This window comes from Dactylosporangium sp. NPDC050688 (genome assembly GCF_040654515.1).
In the GTDB taxonomy this organism is placed as follows: Bacteria; Actinomycetota; Actinomycetes; order Mycobacteriales; family Micromonosporaceae; genus Dactylosporangium.
The window spans coordinates 35,325-53,006 of record NZ_JBFAIC010000075.1; the positions used below are offsets into that span (position 1 = coordinate 35,325).

The window sequence follows — 17,682 nt, forward strand, 5'->3', positions numbered from 1 at the left end:
AATCCGTTGCACCAACGTGCCAGATGCCTCGGAAGGTTGCCGCGGCGGGGGCGAAGACGGGGCGCGGGGGTCAGCGCACCGCGGCGTTGTAGTTGTCGATGTCCTTCTTCAGGCTCGCGGCGGCGTCCTTCATCGCCTGCTCGGCGGGTTTCGAGCCGAGGATGGCCTGTTCGAGGCCGTCTTCGCTGGCCTTGCGGGCCTGGGGCATGACGCCGAGCAGGCAGCCGGCCGAGGCGACCGACGGCTTGCGGGCGTGCAGCTGGTCGACGGCGGTGCCGAACTGCGGGTACTTCGCCCGCCAGTCCTTGGTGACGGTCTCGTCGTGGGCCTTGACGTTGACCGGCACGTAGCCGGTGCCGACGTGCCATCGGGCCTGTTGCGCCGGCTGGGAGACGAACTTGACGAACTCCCACGCGGCGCGCTGCTCGACCGCGCTGTGGCCGGGGCCGCTGATCCACAGGGAGGCACCGCCGATGATGGGGCCGCCGGTGGAGGCGGCGCTGATCTTCGGGTACGGCGCGGTGGCGACGGTGAACCTGCCCTTGGCGGCGTCGACGTAGCCGCGCAGCACCGACGTGGACTCCAGGTGCATGGCGACGTTGCCGGACTTGAACGCGGCCTGGGCGTCGTCGGTCTTGCGGCCGGTGTTGGTGGCGTAGCCGTTGCGGACCAGGTCGGCCCACCACTGCGCGACGCGGACTCCGGCCGGGGAGTCGAACTGGACCTTGCCGGCCAGGCCGGAGCGGCCGTTGCCCTGGTCGCAGTACTCCTTCTCGTCGGTGGCGAGCAGCTGCTCCAGCAGCCAGCCGTAGATGGCGGCGCCGAAGCCGTACTGGGTGACCTTGCCGCCGGCGTCGCGGACGGTGAGCTTCTTCGCCGCGTCGGTGAGCTCGTCGAGGGTGGCGGGTGGTTTCGCGGGGTCCAGGCCGGCCCGTTCGAACGCCTCCTTGTTCATGTACAGCAGCGGCGTGGAGGAGTTGAACGGCATCGAGTGCAGCTTGCCGTCCACGGAGTAGTAGCTGGCGATGTTGGGCTCGATGTCGGTGGCGGCGGCGCCGTCCTTGTCGAGGAACCCGGCGACGGGGACGGTCTGCTTCGAGTCGATCATGAAGCGGGTGCCGATGTCGTAGATCTGCACGAGGGCGGGGGTGTTCTTCTGCTGCACGGCGGTCTTGTACTTGGCGACCGTCTCGTCGTAGCCGCCCTGGAACACGGGCTTGACCTCGATCTTGTCGCCGTACTGCTTGGCGAAGTCGGCGACGAGGGCGTCGATCGCCTCGACGTTGGCGCCGCGCATCGAGTGCCAGAACTCGATGGTGACCTTGCCGGTGGCGTTGTCCAGCACGTCGCGGCCGGGGATGCCGGACGAGCCGCCGTCGGGTGCGTCGTCGCCGCCGCAGCCGCTCAGCGCCGCGGCCCCGGCGATGAGCAGCGCGGCCGCGAACCGGCCCATGGAGTGGATGAGCATGCGCTTCCTCCTTGCGGTGGTCGCGTCAGCGCAGCGCCCCGGCGGTCAGCCCGCGGACGATGTACCGCTGCCCGAACACGACGATGGCGAGCGTTGGGATGAGGGAGAGCACGACGCCGGCGAGGATGAGGCCTGGGTCGGCGGCCTCGGCGTCGTTGAGCTGCGACACGCCGATCTGCAGCGTCTGGTACTGCGGGTCGCGCACGAGGATCAGCGGCCAGAAGTACTGGTTCCACGCGGACAGGAACACGTACACGCCGACCGCGGCGATCGTCGGGCGCGACAGCGGGATCAGGATGCGGGCCAGGAACCGGCCGTGGCCGCAGCCGTCGACGGTCGCGGCGTCGCGCAGCTCCGCGGGGAACTGCAGGAACGCCTGCCGGAACAGGAACGTGCCGAACGCCGAGGCGAGGAACGGCAGGACCAGCCCGACGTAGGTGAGCGGCCCGCGGACGAGGCCCCAGTCGGAGATGGTGAGGAAGTTCGGGATGATGATCGACTCCCACGGCACCATGAGGGTCGACAGGAACAGCCCGAACGTGAACGCGCGGGCCCGCATCGGCAGGAACGCGAACGCGTAGCCGGCCAGGATGCTGGTGAGCAGCTGGGCGACGGTGATGACCCCGGTCTGCAGGGCCGAGTTGAGGTACTGCCGGCGCAGCGGCACGGCGTCGAGCACCGCGCCGAAGTTGCCCAGGTGCACGCCGCCGGGGACCAGCGCGGGCGGGTACACGGCCAGCTCGCGCAGCGTCATCACGGAGCCGGCGACGGCGTAGTACACGGGGAACAGCACCGGCACGGCGAGCAGGACGAGCAGGATGTGGACCGCGGCGCGCCTCACCGGTAGTGCACCCGCCGCTCGAGCACCCGGAACTGCACGAGGGTGCAGGCGAGCACGATGACCAGCAGCACGACCGCCTGGGCGCTGGCCGCCCCGTAGTCCGACGAGCCGTAGGCGAACGCCTCGGTGTAGATGGAGTAGACCAGCGTGGTGGTGGCCCGGTCCGGCCCGCCCTTGGTGAGGATGTGTATCTGGCCGAAGCTCTGCAGCGCGTGGATCGTGGTGACCACGACGAGGAAGAACAGCTGCGGCGACAGCAGCGGCACGGTGATGCGCCGGGCCAGGGCGAGGCCGGTGGCGCCGTCGAGCCGGGCGGCCTCCACGACCTCCGGCGGGATGGCGCCGATCCCGGCGGACAGCACGAGCACGTTGTAGCCGAGGCTCATCCACACCGTGGTGGCGCACGGCGCGGGCAGCGCGATGTCCGGGTCGGTCAGCCACTGCACCCGGTCGATGCCGACCTGTCCGAGCAGGCCGTTGGCGACGCCGATGGCCGGGTTGTAGATGATCGCGAACACCACCGACGCGGTCGCCACGGAGAACGCGAACGGCAGCGCGAACGCGGTGCGAAACCACCGCGTCGCGCGGATCCGCGCCTCCAGCAGCAGCACGACGAGCAGCGCCCCGGCCACCGACGGCAGCACCGTCAGCAGCGTGAACAGCGCGGTGGTGACCAGCACCTTGCCGAAGCCGTCGGCGACGAACAGGTCGCGGTAGTTGTCCAGGCCGGTGAACCGCCCGGCGCCGCCGAACAGGTCGCTGCCGTGCGCCGACAGGTACAGCGACCGGCCCAGCGGCCAGAACACGAACAGCGCGAACACCGCCGCGGACGGCAGCAGGAACGCCCAGGCGAGCAGCTGTTCCCGCGGTCGTGTGCCGACTCCTGCCATGTGCCCCCGCTCCGATCCACATTGATCGACAAGCGCAAATTATTACATCGTTGCCGACGAATGAACAACCGGTGAACGACGCTGGCCGGTGGAGGTTTCCGCACGGTGAGGGTGGCGCCGGCCACAGCCGGCGCCGCCCGTCGATCACGTCACTCGCAGCTGCCGACGAGACAGACGCTCTGCCCGAACGGTCCGGCACGCAGCACCAACCGGCGGTCCGTGCGGCGCCCGTGAGCACCCGCCTGCCCGGCCGCCACCCCACCCGGCCGGGCAGGTGAGCACGGCGTCGGGCACCGGCCCGCCGGCGCCGCGGTCAACACGTCGACGGCGCGAGACCCGGAAAGGCTGACGGCAGTCCAGGGACTATGCTCGACGCCGTGCCGGTGATCGACTACTACGACGCGGGAGGCTGGGGCGGGCAACCGCCGGAGGAGCTGCGCCACCGTCAGGTCGTCGCGCGCGACATCATCGCAACCACCCTGGCCCGAGACACCGGCACAGCACCGCGGGTGCTCGACGTCGGCTGCGGCGACGGGGGCTTCCTCGCGCACGTCGCCACGCACGTCGACGATGAGCGCGTCCGCTGGGTCGGCGTCGACTACTCCGAGTACCAGCTCGCCAAGGCCGCCCGGCTGCCGTACGAGTTCCATCAGTGCGATCTCGGGGAGGGCATCCCGCTGCCCGACGCGTCGATGGACCTGGTCCACGCGGCTGAGGTGATCGAGCATCTCAACAACCCCGATCTGCTGGTCGAGGAGTGCGCGCGGGTGCTGCGCCCGGGAGGGCACCTGCTGCTCACCACGCCCAACCTGCACGCCTGGTACAACCGCCTGCTGTTTCCGGCCGGCATCCAGCCGATCTTCTACGAGACGTCGAGCCGCTCCACCGAGGTCGGGGCCGGCCCGCTGCGCCGGCTGAAGCAGCAGACCCTGCCCGTCGGGCACCTGCGGCTGTTCAACCGCACGGCACTGCTCGACCTGCTGCGCCGCGAGGGTTTCCAGCCGGTCAGTGTGCGCGGCGCCCGGTTTCACGGTGTCCCACCGGCGTTGACCTGGCTGGATTCGGTCTTCTGCCGCCGCCCGTCGATGGCGTCGATCCTGGTCGTTCTCGCGGTCAAGCCCTGACCCGGCCGGGGTCGACCGGTTCCGGCCGGCCACCGCCGGTCGGCGACTGGCGCACCGCCGGTCCGACGTGGAACAGTGGCCCGACGGCGGACACCAGCACCAGATCCAAGGCACCGCAGGTCACCACCGAGTCATGACGCACGCATCCCCCGGACGGCCGAAATTGGTTGAAGCTTCGCGGAGCCTGCCGCGCCTGCCCGCCCTTGACGCTGTGCGCGTCATGGGGGCCCTCGCCGTGGCCGGGCAGCACACCGGCTTCTACACCGGGGTGACGCTGACCGCCGCGTGGGGCGACTGGCTGGGCGCGCTCGACGTCGGAGTGGCGCTGTTCTTCGTGCTGTCGGGGTTCCTGCTCTTCCGGCCGTGGGCGGACGCGGCGGCGGCCGGTGCGCCCCGGCCGGGTGCCGGTCGCTACCTGTGGCGGCGGATGCTGCGCATCCTGCCCGCCTACTGGGTGACGGTCGTGGTGGTGCTGACCCTGCTCCCCCACGACAGGCCGGTGTCCCTGGGCGACTGGGTGCGGCACGCGACGCTCACCCACATCTACGACGGCAGTCCCCTGCGCGAAGGCATCGGCCAGACCTGGAGCCTCGCGACCGAGGTGGCCTTCTACATCCTCCTGCCGCTGGTGGCCGCGGCGGCGCTCGGACGGCGGTGGAGCCCTCGGCGGGTCATGGTGGTGGCCGCGCTCAGCGTGCCGGTCACCGCCGGCTGGCTGATCGTCATGGAGACCGGGCTCGTCGCCCGGTGGCCCGGCGGCCTGTGGTTGCCGCAGTTCGCCATCTGGTTCGGGGCCGGCATCGCGCTCGGCGGAGCCCACGTCGCGCTGCAGACGGGCACCGCGCCGAAGGCGTGGCGGTTCCTGGACACCCTCGGCTCGGCGCCGCTGGCATGCTGGACCGTTGCCGTGGCGGCGCTGGCGGTGGCGACCACGCCGCTGGCCGGTTGGCACGACCTCATGCCGTCCAACACAGCCCAGGTCGCCACGCGGCTCGTGCTCTACCTCGCGGTCGCCGTGATGGTGCTGATCCCGATCGCCTTCGGCCCGCGCACGCAGACGAAGGCGGTCCTCGGCAGCGGCACCGCCCGCTGGCTGGGCTCCGTGTCGTACGGGCTGTTCCTGTGGCACCCGTTCGCGCTCGAGTGTTTCTACTGGGTGACCGGCCGGCCGATGTTCTCCGGCAGTCTGCTGTCGACGTACGCGATCACGGTCGGCGCGGCCCTGGCCCTGGCGTCGGCCAGCTACTACCTGGTGGAGCGCCCGATTCAGCGCTGGGGCGCCCGATGGCCCCGGCGGCGCGCCGGCATCACGGCCGAGAGCCACAGCGTCGTGGCGGTGGCCAACGCCGCCAGCTGAGGCAGCGCCGCCGTGTGCGGGTCGGCGCTCGTCATCGACTGCCAGCCGGCCACCGCGAAACCTGCGACGGGCAGCAGCCACACCAGCGCCCGCGTCAGGACCCGCAACCGCCGCCGGTCACCGCCGGACAGGCGACTCGTCAGCACCCCGTGCAGCGTCACGGCGGCCAGCCCCGCGAGCACCATGGCGACGGCGGCGATCCCGCCGATCAGCAGCAGCGCGGCGGCACCGACGAGAGCGGGCACCAGGCGCGTGCCGTGCCTGCCGCCGGTCGCCGCCGGGATCGTCGCGGCCCCCGCGGGCCGGTCCGCGCGCAGGTCCTCGCCGGAGTCAGGGTCGAACGCCTTGCCGGGTTCGTTGCCGGGTTCGTCGTCAGGGCCGTCGTCCTTGCGCCGCCGTAAGGGCAGGGCCAGCACGAGGACCAGGCCGAGCAGCGAGGCCCCGACCGCCATCCCGCCGCGGTACTGCCGGTCGGCGGGGAACGACAGCACGACCTCGCCGTGCACGCCGGGCGGCACCAGCCAGCCCTGCTGCCATCCGTCAACGGTGACCGGCGTGAGCCGCTGCCCCGCCACGGTCGCCTGCCAGCCGGGGTTGCTGTTCTCCCGCACCGCGAGCAGCAGCTCCTTGTCGTGCGGCGCCAGCTGCAGCCGGCGTTGCGTCGCGCCCCAGCGCTCGACCCGTACCGGCGCCGCCACCGGCGCGGCCTGCGCCTGCACCGGGGCCAGTGCCAGCCGCACCGGGGTGAACGCCGCGCTCGCGGTCGCGGTCAGCCGCGTGCCGCCGGGGCCGAGGGTCAGTTTCGTGCGGCTGTCGGTGCAGACCCGGGCCTTGACGTCGCGCAGCTGGACGAGGTCGCGGACGGTCGTGGTCACCGCGGTGGCCATGAGCACGCCGCCGACCCGCACCGCCGGGCCCTGCCCGCACGGCAGCTCCACCCGCTGGTCGAGTTTCGGCAGCGGGTTCTGCCCGCCCGGCAGCACGATCAGCTCGCCGACGCCGACCGGCAACGACTCGAACCGGTTGTTGTAGGGGTCGTACGAGGTGGCCGGGAAGCCGGGTGGGAACAGCACGGTGATGTCGTCGGTCCGCATCGGCCGGTCGAACACGACCCGCCCCTCCTCGTCGAGGGTGCCGGTGCGCGGCCCGTCGTCGCCGACGACCTGGACGCGGGTCGGCCGGGCGGCGGCGACCTCCGCGTGGGAGGTGAGGCGCAGGCCGCTGATGGTGCGTTGCTGAGGCCATGCCACCCGCAGCCACGGCGCGGGATCGCTCACCGCCGGCAGCCAGGCGGTGGCCGGGTCGCCGTCGAGCACCGCGCCCGGCCGGGCGGCCGGGTGGGGCAGCCGGGTCGACGAGGCGGTCACCGTCGCGGTGCCGTCACGCGATGTGGCCGTCTCGCGCTGCCCGTCCAGCAGTGCGTCCAGCGCCGTGCCTGGACGCGGCCGCACCCACAGCTCGGTCGTGTACGTGCCACCGGCCGGCAGCTGGACGAGACGGTCGATCCGGTCGGCGTCCTCGGAGGCGCGGGAAACCCCGTCCCCGCACCGGGGCTGGTCGTCGATGAAGAAGCACGACGGCACGGTGGGCGCGGCGGTGACGACCACCGTGGCCGGCTGGTCCGACGCCGGCGGCTGGGGTGGCACCAGGGTCCGCTCCACCTCGAGGCCGGGGATCTTCAGCTCCGCGAGGCCGATGGAGTTGTACTGGAATCCGACGCTCACGCTGTCGAAGGTGATGCGGACCCGGCGGGTGGCGTGGACACCGTCGAGGTGCACCTCGGCGGCACCGTCGACCACGTCCGTGGTCGCGCGTTCGGCCCCGGCGCGGACCGTCACCCGGGCCGGCTGCGCGTCGGCCGCCAGGTCGAACTGCAGCTTCACCTCATCGACCGTGCGCGGCTCGGCGAACTCGACCTCGAACCATTGCTGGGTCGGGATGCTGCCCGGAGCCGAACGCCACGACGTTGCGGGGTCGCCGTCGAGGGCGGCGTACGGGTGATGCGCGGGGCGGGCCCCGGCGAGCGGGTTGGCCTGCGACCACGAGCTGGACGCGGTGACGGCCCGGGCACCTTCGTACCGCACGACCGTCGCCTGCCCGGGACCCCACGCCGGCAGGTAATCCGCAGCGGGCGTCCCGAGCTGGAAACTCTCGGCCGGGTCCATGGTGCTGGAGGCGCTGTCGGACGCAAGGCCGAACGCGACCTCGCGGCGGCGCATGCCGTCGGTGATCGCGACGGGCCCGAACGCGGGCCGGCCGGCGAGGTCACCGGCGAGCACGGCCGGTGCGTCCGGCAGCCGGCCGGCGGCCGCGAGGTCCAGCAGCGATTCCGGTCCACCGACGACGGTCGTGACGCTGCCGGTCTCGTAGGCCACCACCCGGTCGACCGTCCGGCCCACCTCGATGACCTCCAGCGCGCGGACGGGGACGTCCATCCCCTCGTCGACGTAGCCGCCGAACAGCTTGTTGTTGCCGACGATGGGACCGAACGCGGCCACCGACCGCAGTCCCGGCGACCGGTCGAGCGCCTGGCGGACGACGAGCGGGCGGGCCGATCCGGTGGCGCCGTAGTTGAGGTCGGACCGCACCAGCAGGTACCGCACGCCGGAGCGGGCCAGCAGGTCGGCGAGGCCGGCGGAGCCCGCGCCGGTGGCCAGCGCGGCATCGACGGCGTCGAGGAGGCGGATCGTCGTGGGCGGCGTCAGGGGGATCGCGCCGCGTACCGCCCAGCTGCCCTTCAGCAGCGTCTGGACCACCTCGTCGGTGGGGCTGCCCCAGGTGTAGCGCGGGAACCGGGCCGCCGGCACGACGAGGACGCGGTCGCCGTCGAGGTGGTGGTCGAGCCACGTGGTGGCTTCCCGCCAGTAGCCGGGGACCTCGGTGAAGCTGCCCCGGTTCGGCAGACCACCGGTGATCGCCGGCGTCGCGCAGCCGAGGATCGCGGCGACGGCACCGGCGGTCACCGCGACGGCGCGCCGGCGGGTCACCTGCCAGCCTCCGCCGGCCGCCGCCGCGGACCGGTGCAGGACCCCCAGCATGTGGGCGAGGCCGAGGATCAGCGGCAGCCGCAGGACGACGTCGAACTTGTGCACGTTGCGCAGCGGCGCACCGGCGCCGTCGAGGAACCGCTGCTGCAGCTCGGCGGCGAGCCCGTCCACGGTCCCGACGTGGCCGAGCCCGACCAGCCCGAGGCCGGTGAGCAGGCCGGCGATCAGGAACCGGCGGTGCGGCATGCCCCGGCGGGCCAGCCCAGCGACACCGAGCCCGGCCACCACCAGCGTGGCAGCGACCAGCCAGGGCTCGGTCGCCAGCCGCCACCCCGCCGGCCAGGCCGGGCCGTAGACCTCACCGTAGAAGCCGAGCCAGTGCGACGCGCCGCGCAGCACCGTGGTCGTGTCCGTGACCCGGGTCGTGACCGCGGCGGTTTCGATGTAGTCCAGGAACGGTGGGCTGTACCGCCCGAGCAGCAGCAGTGGCACCACCCACCAGGCGGTGGCGGCCCCGACCGCCGCGCACCACGCCGCGATGACCGTCAGCCGGCGGCGCCGCGGCTGCGGTGATGTTGCCAGCATCAGCACGGCGAGCGGCACCACGGCCAGGACCGCGGTCGCGTTGGCGCCACCGGCGCAGGCGACCGCCACCGCCGAGAGGGTTACGGCCCGGCGGGCCGGCAGGCCGCGGCTCAACCCCGCGAGCGGCACGAGCACCCAGGGCGCCAGTGCGCTCGGCCAGGCCTCCACGGAGATCGGGCCCATCTCGGTGAGCAGCCTCGGAGACAGCGCGAAGGCGACGCCGGCGATGAGGCGGGTGGCCGGTGTGCCGATCCGCAGCCGCTCGGCGAGCATGACGACCCCGACGAACGCGAGGCACATCAGCAGCGCCCACCACAGCCGCTGGACCGCCCACGCCGGGATGCCGGTCCAGTCGCCGATGACGAAGAACGGCCCCATCGGCCACAGGTAGCCGTACGCCTGGTTCTGCAGCTGGCCGAACGCGCCGGCCGGGTCCCAGACGTGCAGCGCCCGTGCCAGCCAACGGGCCGGGTCGACCACCAGGTCAGTTTTGGAGTCGGCGGCCGTCAGCCCTGGCCGCTGCAGGAACGCGAGACCGGTCAGGGCCGCGCAGACCGCCGCGGTGCGCAGGCGCCATACCGCTGAAGCGGGCGACGGGGAGACGTCCGGCCGTGCGGTGCCCGGAGCGGAACGTGACGCCGGTGAACTGTTCGGCGTCACCGCCTCATCGGCAGGCGCCGTCGGTGTCACGTTCCCATCCCATCGTGGTCACTGCTGCTGATCATTGCCGCTGCCACGCCGTCGTCGGGCCGGAACGGCAAGGCCTTCGGGCCTGGACAGGTCAGACCGGCGCGCACAGGTCCGGCCGCCACCCACGCCAACAGGCAGGCGCTGGTCGCGCCTGCCGGGTTTGCGCTACTGGTGGTCACGTCGAAGAGCGGCGGTCACGGTCGAGAAGTCGCGTAGGTCGGAGACGGCGCCGCCCGTGGAGGCGGCGCGCGTCAGCGCAGCGGCGTGCTTACGACGAACCTACCTGCGGCCGTACACCTGAGGCTGCGCGGGCTCCTGCTCTGCGGTGACCGCGGACTGCAACGAGACGCTCAACTGCTGGTTGAGCGCAACCAGCCCCACCACGGCGAGGACTCCACCGATAAAGCCAGCCAGCAGCAACGTGAGTGCTCGTGGCATGTGACACTCCTCCTCGTTCGTGACGGGTCGCACGTTACCACGCGGTAGCTCAGTTGCGACAGGTCTCAATCCGGCGCCTGCGCAGCACCACAACCAGGTTCCAGGTGAGCACCTCGCGCACGCCCGGCACCCGGACCAGCGGCTTGGCCCACCTGGGAAGATAGCGCGGCATGAGATCGACGACCTCGGCGTCGGACTGCCGCCGGACCCACCGCAGGACCTCGGCGACGGAGACGGCGAACATCGTCTCGCCGTAGACGTTCTTCGGCCGCCGCCCGTACCGTCGCTCGTACCGGCGCGCCGCCCGATGACCGCCCAGGTAGTGCCACGGCGACGTCTCGTGGCCGCCCCAGGGCGAGAGCCAGTTCGTGTACGACAGGTAGACGATGCCGCCGGGCCTGGTCACCCGCACCATCTCCTGCGCCATCCGGATCGGATCGGGCACATGTTCCAGGACGTTCGACGAGATGCACAGATCGACCAGACCGGTGCCGACCGGCAACTGCAGCGCGCTGCCCAGCACGCTGCCGGCGGGAATCACGCCGTTACGGGCGGCCATCTCGCCCGCGTCACAGTCGACGCAGACCACCGTGGCGCCGGCGTCGCGCAGCGCCTCGGTGAAGTAGCCGGAGCCGCCTCCCACGTCGAGCACTGTCGCGCCGGTCAGCTCGGTGTACGCCCGGAGCTGCCCGACGGTGTCCTGGGCGAGCATCCCGTAGAAGAACTCGGGGTCGCTCTGCTCACGGCGGAACGCGCGGAACAGCCGCACGGAACGGGCGAGATCGGCCCGGTGGGGTGGTACAGACATGTTGGCTGCGCTCCTGGATCGCAACGACACCGGCGGAGGATCATCGGCAGACCTACGCCCGCCGGAACAATACAGAGTTGACGTAGCGCGGCCTCGGCACCAGCACGCGCCGCAGGAAACTCTGCCGCACCCGCCTGATCGCCGCGCGCTGATGGGCGATCAGGTCGAACTCGGCGAGCGGGATCCAGTGCTCGCCGGGCAGGACGTACCCGCGGTAGCCCCACCCAGCCAGCAGGTCCACCACCGGCTCGACGGGCTGCACCCGCTCCTCCACCTCGATGAGCAGCACGGGACCGTCGCGGCGGATGGTCTCGGCGGCGCCGCGCAGCGCCGGCAGCTCATGGCCCTCCACGTCGATCTTCATGAACCGCACGTCGCTGAGGTTCAGCCCGTCGACGGTGACCAGCGGCACCGTCACCGACCGGTCGCCGCCGTGCTCCAGCGAGGACGTTCCGACCGCCGGGCCGGCCTCCGGCAGGTACAGCCGGGCGGTCCCGGTTCGGTCGGACACGGCCGCCTCGATGACCCGCACGTCGGGGTAGGCGACACCGACGCTGCGGGCGAGCTGGGCATTCGGCTCGACGGTGACCACCAGGTCGGCCAGCTTCCGCAGGCCACGCGTCCACGGCCCGTACCACCCGCCGATGTCCAGCGCCGTCCCGCCGCGCGGCACGAACTCGGCGATGCGGGCCAGTTCGGGCTCCACCCGGGGGTACACCCGCCGGATCAGGGCCGCGACCATCCGTTCGGGGACCGCCGACGCCACCAGGGCGCTCGCCGCGGTGAGCCGGCCGGTCCGTCGAGCCATGAGCGTGCCACCTGCGCTTCCTGTCAGGGCCGCGTCCTGGGCCGGACGAGCGTGCGTCTGCCGGACGCGGCCAGCGACGCCAGCAGGACGCCGAGGGCGAGCAGCCCGGCCGCGGTGACGAGCGCTCGCCGCCAGCGGTCCGCCCTGCGCTCGGGGGCGGCTTCGGGATTCTCGTACAGGGTGAGCGTCGGCCCGCTGTAGACGAACCGCAACCCGGCGAGGGAAGCGGCATCGACGGGCTTGCCCGCGTCGCGCTGCACGACGACCCACCGTACGCCGGTCTCCGCCACGGAGCGACCCGAGGCCATCAGCCGCCGGATATCGGCCACCCTGGCGTTCTCGCCCTCCACCACCGAGTCGCCGACCAGCAGCCGGTCGTCGGTGATGACCTCGGCGGGCAGGTACCGTGGCAGCGGGTCGATCACCACCGACCCGGGATTCCAGTGGTAGACGCGGTACGCCGCCAGCGGCAGCGACAGGACGGTCCCGGGCCGCTCGCCGACCCGGCCGGCCACCACCTCCCAGTCGGCCCCGTACTGCACCGGACGCAGCCGGCCGGCCCCCGCCAGCGCGAGGTCCGGCATCGCCACGACCGGCAGCAGCATCAGCCCGATCAGCAGGGACCGCCCCGCCGCGGGCGCGTTCGCCGGCATCCGGGCCGCCAGCCGTTCGACGCCGAGCGCCGCGGACAGGACGAGCAGCAGCGCGTACGGCGCGAGAAACTTCTGCCCGTCGCGCAGCAGCCCGCCACCGGGCACGTTGGACACCAGCCACGCCAGCCCGTCCGCGACCACGGGCACCGCTCCGGCGGCGGCGACGGCGAACCCGCCGAGCGCCAACGCGGCGAGACGCACCGCGGGCCCCGCAGCCAAGGGTGACCCGTCGCCGGCCCACCTCCGCCGCAGCACCATGAACCCGGACACCGCGAACGCGAGCAGCACCGCCGTCACCAGCGGTGTGAGCGCCGACTGCCGGCTGGCAGGCGTCGTCTGGGCGTTCCAGATCCCGCCGGTACCGGCGAGCGCGCCGAACGCGCCGCTCCAGTTCTCGGCGCGCGCCGCGAACGCCGTGACGCCGAACGGATCGGAGCGGCCGCCCGCGGTGGTGATGGCGGCCGCGGCCAGCCAGGGCGCGTTCAGCGCGGCCACCGCCGCGATCGCCAGCACGGTGGTGGGCCGCAACGACGCAGGCCGGACCGCAGCGACCCGGCCGGGCACCAGCACAGCCACCACCACGAACGCCATGAGCCCGCCGGTCGGGGTCAACGCGGCCGGCGCGGCGGCGAGCACCAGCCGGGCCAGCGAACCGGGCCGGCCCGCCCGCAACCCGATCGCGGCAGCGACCAGCCACGGCAGCGTCGCGTAGCCGAGCAGCAGCGCCCAGTGCCCGATGAGCAACCGCTCCGCCACGTACGGAGTCCAGGCGTATCCGACGGCCGCCACGAGTCGGGTCAGCAGCCGGTCGGCCGGCACCAGGCGGCCGGCACCGACGGCCGCCACCGTGAGCACCGCGACCAGCACGAAGCGCTGCAGCAGCCAGCCGGGCACGACCTGCGTGACCAGCGAGACGACCACGTCGAGCGGGACCGCACGGGGCAACGCGTCGGCCGGGGCAACCAGATCCCACCGCAGGGGCTGCCGAGGGACAAAGACCATGTCGTACGCGAGCACGTACCCCGGCACGACCAGCGGACCCAGGACAACGACGCACACAACCGCGGCGATCCCGTACAGCGCGACCCGTTCCCGCATGCCCGACCTCCCTACGCTGCACCCCAAGGTGGCGACACTGTACGTTCGCCCAGCGATCGGCGTGCAGCGCGGTGCTGCCACTGGTCGAGCACGGCCTGGAAGCACAGGTCTTCACCACTGCCTCAGAAGGGGCAGGCGTCGGCGGCCCCTCGGTCAGTGCGGTGCTGCTGCGGAGATGTTGATGATCTTTGGACATACTCCGCGTCCATGCCGTTGCCGCCATATCGACATGGCGCCTGGCGGTGAGTGCATCACCCGGCCGGTAGGTGAACGACCGGGCCTCCTCGAGCGTGATTCCGCCCAAGGTGGCGCCCCCGCCATGCCCATGCCGCCGCCGAGGCACATCGACTCGGCGGCGGGCCGCTGGTCGTGCCACACGTCAGTGCGCCGCCGGGGACGCACGCTTGAGTTCGGTGCGCGCGACGGTGCGCCGGTGCACGGCGTCGGGGCCGTCGACGATGCGCAGGACCCGCGCCCAGGCGTAGAAGTAGGCGAGCGGGAAGTCGTCGCTCACACCGGCAGCGCCGAAGACCTCGATGGCGCGGTCGATGACGGCCGTCGCCACCGCGGGAGCGGCAACCTTGATGCCGGCGATCTCCGAGCGGGCGCCGCTGGCGCCGTGCTTGTCGATGAGCCACGCGGTGCGCTGGACGTACAGGCGGACCTGGTCGATCTCGATGCGTGACTTCGCGATGAGATCCTGCACGACGCCCTGGTCGGCCAGGGTGGTGCCGAACGCGACCCGGTGCTTGGCGCGCTGGACCATCAGCGCCAGGGCCCGCTCGGCCATGCCGATCGCGCGCATCGCGTGGTGGATGCGGCCGGGGCCGAGCCGCGCCTGCGAGATCAGAAAACCGTCGCCCTCCTCGGCCAGCCGGTTGGCGACGGGGACGCGGACGTCGGTGAAGGCGAGCTCGGAGTGGCCGTGCTGGTCCTGGTAGCCGAAGATCGGCAGGTGACGCACGATCTCCAGGCCGGGGGTGTCTCGGGGGACGAGCACCATCGACTGCTGACGGTGGGTGGACGCCTGCGGATCGGTCTTGCCCATGACGATGAAGACCTTGCAACGCTCGTCCGCCACGCCGGTGATCCACCACTTGCGGCCGTTGATGACGTACTCGTCACCGTCGCGCACGATCGACAGCTCGATGTTGGTGGCGTCGGAGGAGGCGACCTGCGGCTCCGTCATCGCGAACGCCGAGCGGATCTCGCCCGCGAGCAGCGGGTCGAGCCACTGCTTGCGCTGCTGCTCGGTGGCGAAGCGTTCGAGCGTCTCCATGTTGCCGGTGTCGGGTGCCTGGCAGTTGATCGCCTCCGGCGCGATGACCGGCGACCAGCCGGTGATCTCGGCCACCGAGGCGTACTCCAGGTTCGTCATGCCGCTGAGTTCGGGCAGGAAGAGGTTCCACAGACCACGCTTGCGGGCCGAGGCCTTGAGCTGCTCCATGATCGGCGGGTACGAGTGTTCGCCGTGCTCGCGCAGGTGGTCGTGCCACACCCGTTCGGCCGGGAAGACTTCTTCGTTCATGAAGTCCCACATGCGGTGGCACATGTCGTGGGCCTTGGCCGACAGCTCGAAGTCCATCACGGCTTCCCTTCGTCGAGGATGGCGAGCCCGCGGCCCGCGATGCGTTCGATCTCGGCGTCGAGATCACCGAAGTCCTGCCCGGCCATCTGGCCGCCGGCGACACGCGCGGCGATCCCTTGGGCGATTCCGGCGAACTTGAAGTGCGCGAACGCGACGTACCAGTGCAGCTGGGCCAGGTCCCGGCCGGAGACGTTTCCGTAGCGCTCGGCGACGTACGCCCGGCCGGGGAAGCCCGGCGCTGCGGTCAGGTTCGGCGTCAGGGTCGGCCTGGGTTCGCCGGTCTCCACCCAGTAGGACAGCAGCATGCCCAGGTCGGCGAGCGGGTCGCCGAGCGTGGAGAGCTCCCAGTCCAGGACGGCGTTGACCCGCGAAGGGTCGGCCGCGTCGAAGATGCAGTTGTCGAGCCGGTAGTCGCCGTGGACGACCGAGGCGCGCGCCGGCTCGGGCCACTCGTGCCCGGCCAGCCGCGTGGCGAGCGCGTCGACGGCCGCGACGTCGTGTGTCTTGGCGGCCTCCCACTGCCTGGTCCAGGTGCGGACCTGCCGGGCCACGAAGTGCTGCGGCCGCCCGTAGTCGCCGAGCCTGACCGCCTCGGGCTCGACCTCGTGGAGCACGGCGAGCGTGTCGACGAGCGCGTCGACGGCGGCGACCCGCTCCGCCGCGGTGGGGACGTACCCGTCCAGCGCGGCGTCGGTCATCACGACACCGGGCACCTTCTCCATCACGTAGAAGGGGACGTCGAGCAGGTCGGGCTCACGCTGCTCGAGGACGATCGCCGCCACCGGCACGCCGGTGGCGGCCAGCGCCCGCTGCACCCGTGCCTCGCGCCCCATGTCGTGGGCACGGGGCAGCAGCGGCCCGGTCGGTGGCCGGCGCAGGATCAGCGAGCCGGCCGCGCTGGTGAGCTCGAAGGTGAGGTTGGACTTGCCGCCGGTGATGAGCAGCGGCTCGAGGTGGGCCCACCGGGCGTCGCCGGTCGCCTCCGCCAGGAGCTGCCCCAGCCGGTCGGGGCGGATCAGATCGTTGCCGTCCACGCCGTGACTATAGAACGCTTGCTCGGTCGTTGCGAATGCCCCTTCTGCGAACTCTGGATAATTGGTCGACCGGTGTTCAGATATGCTGAACACCATGGCGGCCACGCTAGGATCCCGGATGCGGGCGGCACGGCAGCGCCGCGGACTCTCGGTGCGCGCGCTGGCCGATCGGCTCGGCGTCAGCGCGGCGACCATCAGCGCGATCGAGAACGACCGGACCGGGGTCTCGGTGCAGCGGCTTCTCGATCTCGCCACCGCACTGGACGTGTCCGCCGGGTCCCTACTGCACACCGCTCCTTCATCCCACTCGTCCGCCGGGACGGAGGCCTGGCGGGTCTTCGGGCCGCTCGACGCCGACCCGGTGCTGTCCGCGGCGATCGAAGAGTTCGTCCGCACCGGCTATCACGGAGCGACCATGCGCACGATCGCGGCCCGGGCCGGGATGAGCATCCCCGGCATCTACCACTACTACGAGAGCAAGCAGGCGATCCTGGTGCGCATCCTGGATCTCACGATGGACGAGATCGACTGGCGCATCCGGGAGGCCGCCGGTGATGCCGACGGCCCCCTGGCACGGCTGGCGCGCCTCGTCGAGGCGCTCGCGCTCTTCCACACCTCACGACCCGAGCTGGCCTTCATCGGAGCCAGTGAGATGCGCAGCATCGCCGAGCCGGACCGCAGTCGCGTCGCAGCACGGCGAAACGAGGTGCAGCACCGGATCGACCTGGAGATCGCCCACGCCGTCGAGCGCGGCGACGCGCACGTCGCCATGCCGCTGGAGACCGGGCGGGCCATCGCCACGATGTGCACCTCGCTGCCACAGTGGTTCGACCCTGCCGGCCCGACGAGCCCGGCCGAGATCGCCCGCGAGTACGCCGAGCTGGCGCTGCGGATGATCGGGGCCCGGGAGCACATTTTTCGACGCCATCAAGGAGCGGCCTCTCCTCGTCCCGACGTAGTAGAGTCACGCTCCAACGCGGAGATCGACGCTTCCACAACGCGTGACGGACGCTGAAGGACCCGGCGGGAGTACGCTCGTGAGTTCTGAACAGGGAGAGCACGACGCGGCTGTCCGGTTCCTGGTGATCGTCGGGGCAGTTGTCCTTGGTGCCGGCGGCGTGGTCGGGCTGCTGTTGTGGTTGGCCGGGCAGCTGGCAGCGCTGCTGTCCGGTAACGGCTGGCCCGACGCCGGTCCCGGTGATGCGCCGGGAATCCTGGTGAGGTTCGTGCAGCATCCGTCCGATCCGGCGCTCGCCTGGCCCGAAGCCGCCCGGTCGTCGTTCGGCCCGACCTGGCTGTTCCTGTTCATCCTC

The 17,682-nt window shown here is 72.2% G+C and carries 13 protein-coding genes and 1 pseudogene; 4 read left to right on the forward strand and 10 right to left on the reverse strand.

What is annotated here, in order from left to right; translation table 11 throughout:
* Positions 1 to 70: 70 nt before the first annotated feature.
* Genes AB0H83_RS43635 through AB0H83_RS43645 form a run of 3 tightly spaced genes read right to left on the reverse strand, consistent with a single transcriptional unit; the run spans position 71 to position 3,199 of the window.
* Complete coding sequence (locus AB0H83_RS43635; protein WP_360106969.1) at positions 71 to 1,468, reverse strand: ABC transporter substrate-binding protein; 1,398 nt, start codon at positions 1,466 to 1,468, stop codon at positions 71 to 73.
* 25 nt (positions 1,469 to 1,493) lie between these two features.
* Positions 1,494 to 2,309 (reverse strand): carbohydrate ABC transporter permease, encoded by an 816-nt coding sequence (locus AB0H83_RS43640; protein WP_360106972.1) that lies wholly within the window; start codon positions 2,307 to 2,309, stop codon positions 1,494 to 1,496.
* Positions 2,306 to 3,199 (reverse strand): sugar ABC transporter permease, encoded by an 894-nt coding sequence (locus AB0H83_RS43645; RefSeq protein WP_360106975.1) that lies wholly within the window; start codon positions 3,197 to 3,199, stop codon positions 2,306 to 2,308. Before AB0H83_RS43645 ends, AB0H83_RS43640 begins: the two co-directional genes overlap by 4 nt.
* Positions 3,200 to 3,576: 377 nt before the next feature.
* Between AB0H83_RS43645 and AB0H83_RS43650 the strand changes: the two genes are divergently transcribed.
* Both AB0H83_RS43650 and AB0H83_RS43655 read left to right on the forward strand, forming a co-directional pair.
* The gene (locus AB0H83_RS43650) at positions 3,577 to 4,323 is read left to right on the forward strand and encodes a class I SAM-dependent methyltransferase (protein ID WP_360106978.1); all 747 of its coding nucleotides are present in this window, start codon (positions 3,577 to 3,579) and stop codon (positions 4,321 to 4,323) included.
* 133 nt (positions 4,324 to 4,456) lie between these two features.
* Positions 4,457 to 5,680, forward strand: coding sequence for an acyltransferase (locus AB0H83_RS43655; protein ID WP_360106981.1), 1,224 nt, complete (start codon positions 4,457 to 4,459; stop codon positions 5,678 to 5,680).
* On the opposite strand, the gene AB0H83_RS43660 is transcribed toward AB0H83_RS43655, so the two are convergent.
* The 7 genes from AB0H83_RS43660 to AB0H83_RS43690 all read right to left on the reverse strand — a co-directional run bounded on the left by AB0H83_RS43660 (position 5,590) and on the right by AB0H83_RS43690 (position 16,369).
* Positions 5,590 to 9,912, reverse strand: coding sequence for an alpha-(1->3)-arabinofuranosyltransferase (locus AB0H83_RS43660; RefSeq protein WP_360106984.1), 4,323 nt, complete (start codon positions 9,910 to 9,912; stop codon positions 5,590 to 5,592). The two genes, AB0H83_RS43655 and AB0H83_RS43660, sit on opposite strands and share 91 nt — an antisense overlap.
* 309 nt (positions 9,913 to 10,221) lie before the next feature.
* Positions 10,222 to 10,380: a hypothetical protein gene (locus AB0H83_RS43665; RefSeq protein ID WP_360106987.1), complete on the reverse strand. Its 159-nt coding sequence runs from the start codon at positions 10,378 to 10,380 to the stop codon at positions 10,222 to 10,224.
* A gap of 49 nt (positions 10,381 to 10,429) precedes the next feature.
* Positions 10,430 to 11,188, reverse strand: a complete 759-nt coding sequence (locus AB0H83_RS43670; RefSeq protein WP_360106990.1) for a class I SAM-dependent methyltransferase — start codon at positions 11,186 to 11,188, stop codon at positions 10,430 to 10,432.
* Between the two features lie 52 nt (positions 11,189 to 11,240).
* The gene (locus tag AB0H83_RS43675) at positions 11,241 to 11,996 is read right to left on the reverse strand and encodes an FkbM family methyltransferase (RefSeq protein ID WP_360106993.1); all 756 of its coding nucleotides are present in this window, start codon (positions 11,994 to 11,996) and stop codon (positions 11,241 to 11,243) included.
* A 23-nt stretch (positions 11,997 to 12,019) separates the two neighbouring features.
* Complete coding sequence (locus AB0H83_RS43680) at positions 12,020 to 13,747, reverse strand: hypothetical protein (RefSeq protein WP_360106996.1); 1,728 nt, start codon at positions 13,745 to 13,747, stop codon at positions 12,020 to 12,022.
* Positions 13,748 to 14,126: 379 nt separating this feature from the next.
* On the reverse strand, positions 14,127 to 15,332 hold the full coding sequence (locus tag AB0H83_RS43685; RefSeq protein WP_360106999.1) for an acyl-CoA dehydrogenase family protein: 1,206 nt from the start codon (positions 15,330 to 15,332) through the stop codon (positions 14,127 to 14,129).
* Positions 15,332 to 16,369 (reverse strand): phosphotransferase family protein, encoded by a 1,038-nt coding sequence (locus tag AB0H83_RS43690; RefSeq protein WP_360107002.1) that lies wholly within the window; start codon positions 16,367 to 16,369, stop codon positions 15,332 to 15,334. The genes AB0H83_RS43685 and AB0H83_RS43690 overlap by 1 nt, the downstream gene beginning before the upstream one ends.
* Positions 16,370 to 16,463: 94 nt before the next feature.
* Between AB0H83_RS43690 and AB0H83_RS43695 the strand changes: the two genes are divergently transcribed.
* Both AB0H83_RS43695 and AB0H83_RS43700 read left to right on the forward strand, forming a co-directional pair.
* Positions 16,464 to 17,384 carry a TetR family transcriptional regulator gene (locus AB0H83_RS43695; protein ID WP_360107005.1) on the forward strand — a complete coding sequence of 307 codons (921 nt, stop codon included), beginning with the start codon at positions 16,464 to 16,466 and terminating at the stop codon, positions 17,382 to 17,384.
* Positions 17,371 to 17,682 (forward strand): annotated as a pseudogene (locus AB0H83_RS43700) (hypothetical protein); the annotation flags it as partial. The gene AB0H83_RS43695 and the pseudogene AB0H83_RS43700, both read left to right, overlap by 14 nt.

What these genes read in the sequence shown, in the direction of transcription:
- AB0H83_RS43635 (WP_360106969.1), bottom strand. Translation starts at nt 1,468, where the DNA reads ATGCTCATCCACTCCATGGGCCGGTTCGCGGCCGCGCTGCTCATCGCC.
- AB0H83_RS43685 (WP_360106999.1), bottom strand. Translation starts at nt 15,332, where the DNA reads ATGGACTTCGAGCTGTCGGCCAAGGCCCACGACATGTGCCACCGCATG.
- AB0H83_RS43670 (WP_360106990.1), bottom strand. Translation starts at nt 11,188, where the DNA reads ATGTCTGTACCACCCCACCGGGCCGATCTCGCCCGTTCCGTGCGGCTG.
- AB0H83_RS43675 (WP_360106993.1), bottom strand. Translation starts at nt 11,996, where the DNA reads ATGGCTCGACGGACCGGCCGGCTCACCGCGGCGAGCGCCCTGGTGGCG.
- AB0H83_RS43695 (WP_360107005.1), top strand. Translation starts at nt 16,464, where the DNA reads ATGGCGGCCACGCTAGGATCCCGGATGCGGGCGGCACGGCAGCGCCGC.
- AB0H83_RS43655 (WP_360106981.1), top strand. Translation starts at nt 4,457, where the DNA reads ATGACGCACGCATCCCCCGGACGGCCGAAATTGGTTGAAGCTTCGCGG.
- AB0H83_RS43645 (WP_360106975.1), bottom strand. Translation starts at nt 3,199, where the DNA reads ATGGCAGGAGTCGGCACACGACCGCGGGAACAGCTGCTCGCCTGGGCG.
- AB0H83_RS43680 (WP_360106996.1), bottom strand. Translation starts at nt 13,747, where the DNA reads ATGCGGGAACGGGTCGCGCTGTACGGGATCGCCGCGGTTGTGTGCGTC.
- AB0H83_RS43665 (WP_360106987.1), bottom strand. Translation starts at nt 10,380, where the DNA reads ATGCCACGAGCACTCACGTTGCTGCTGGCTGGCTTTATCGGTGGAGTC.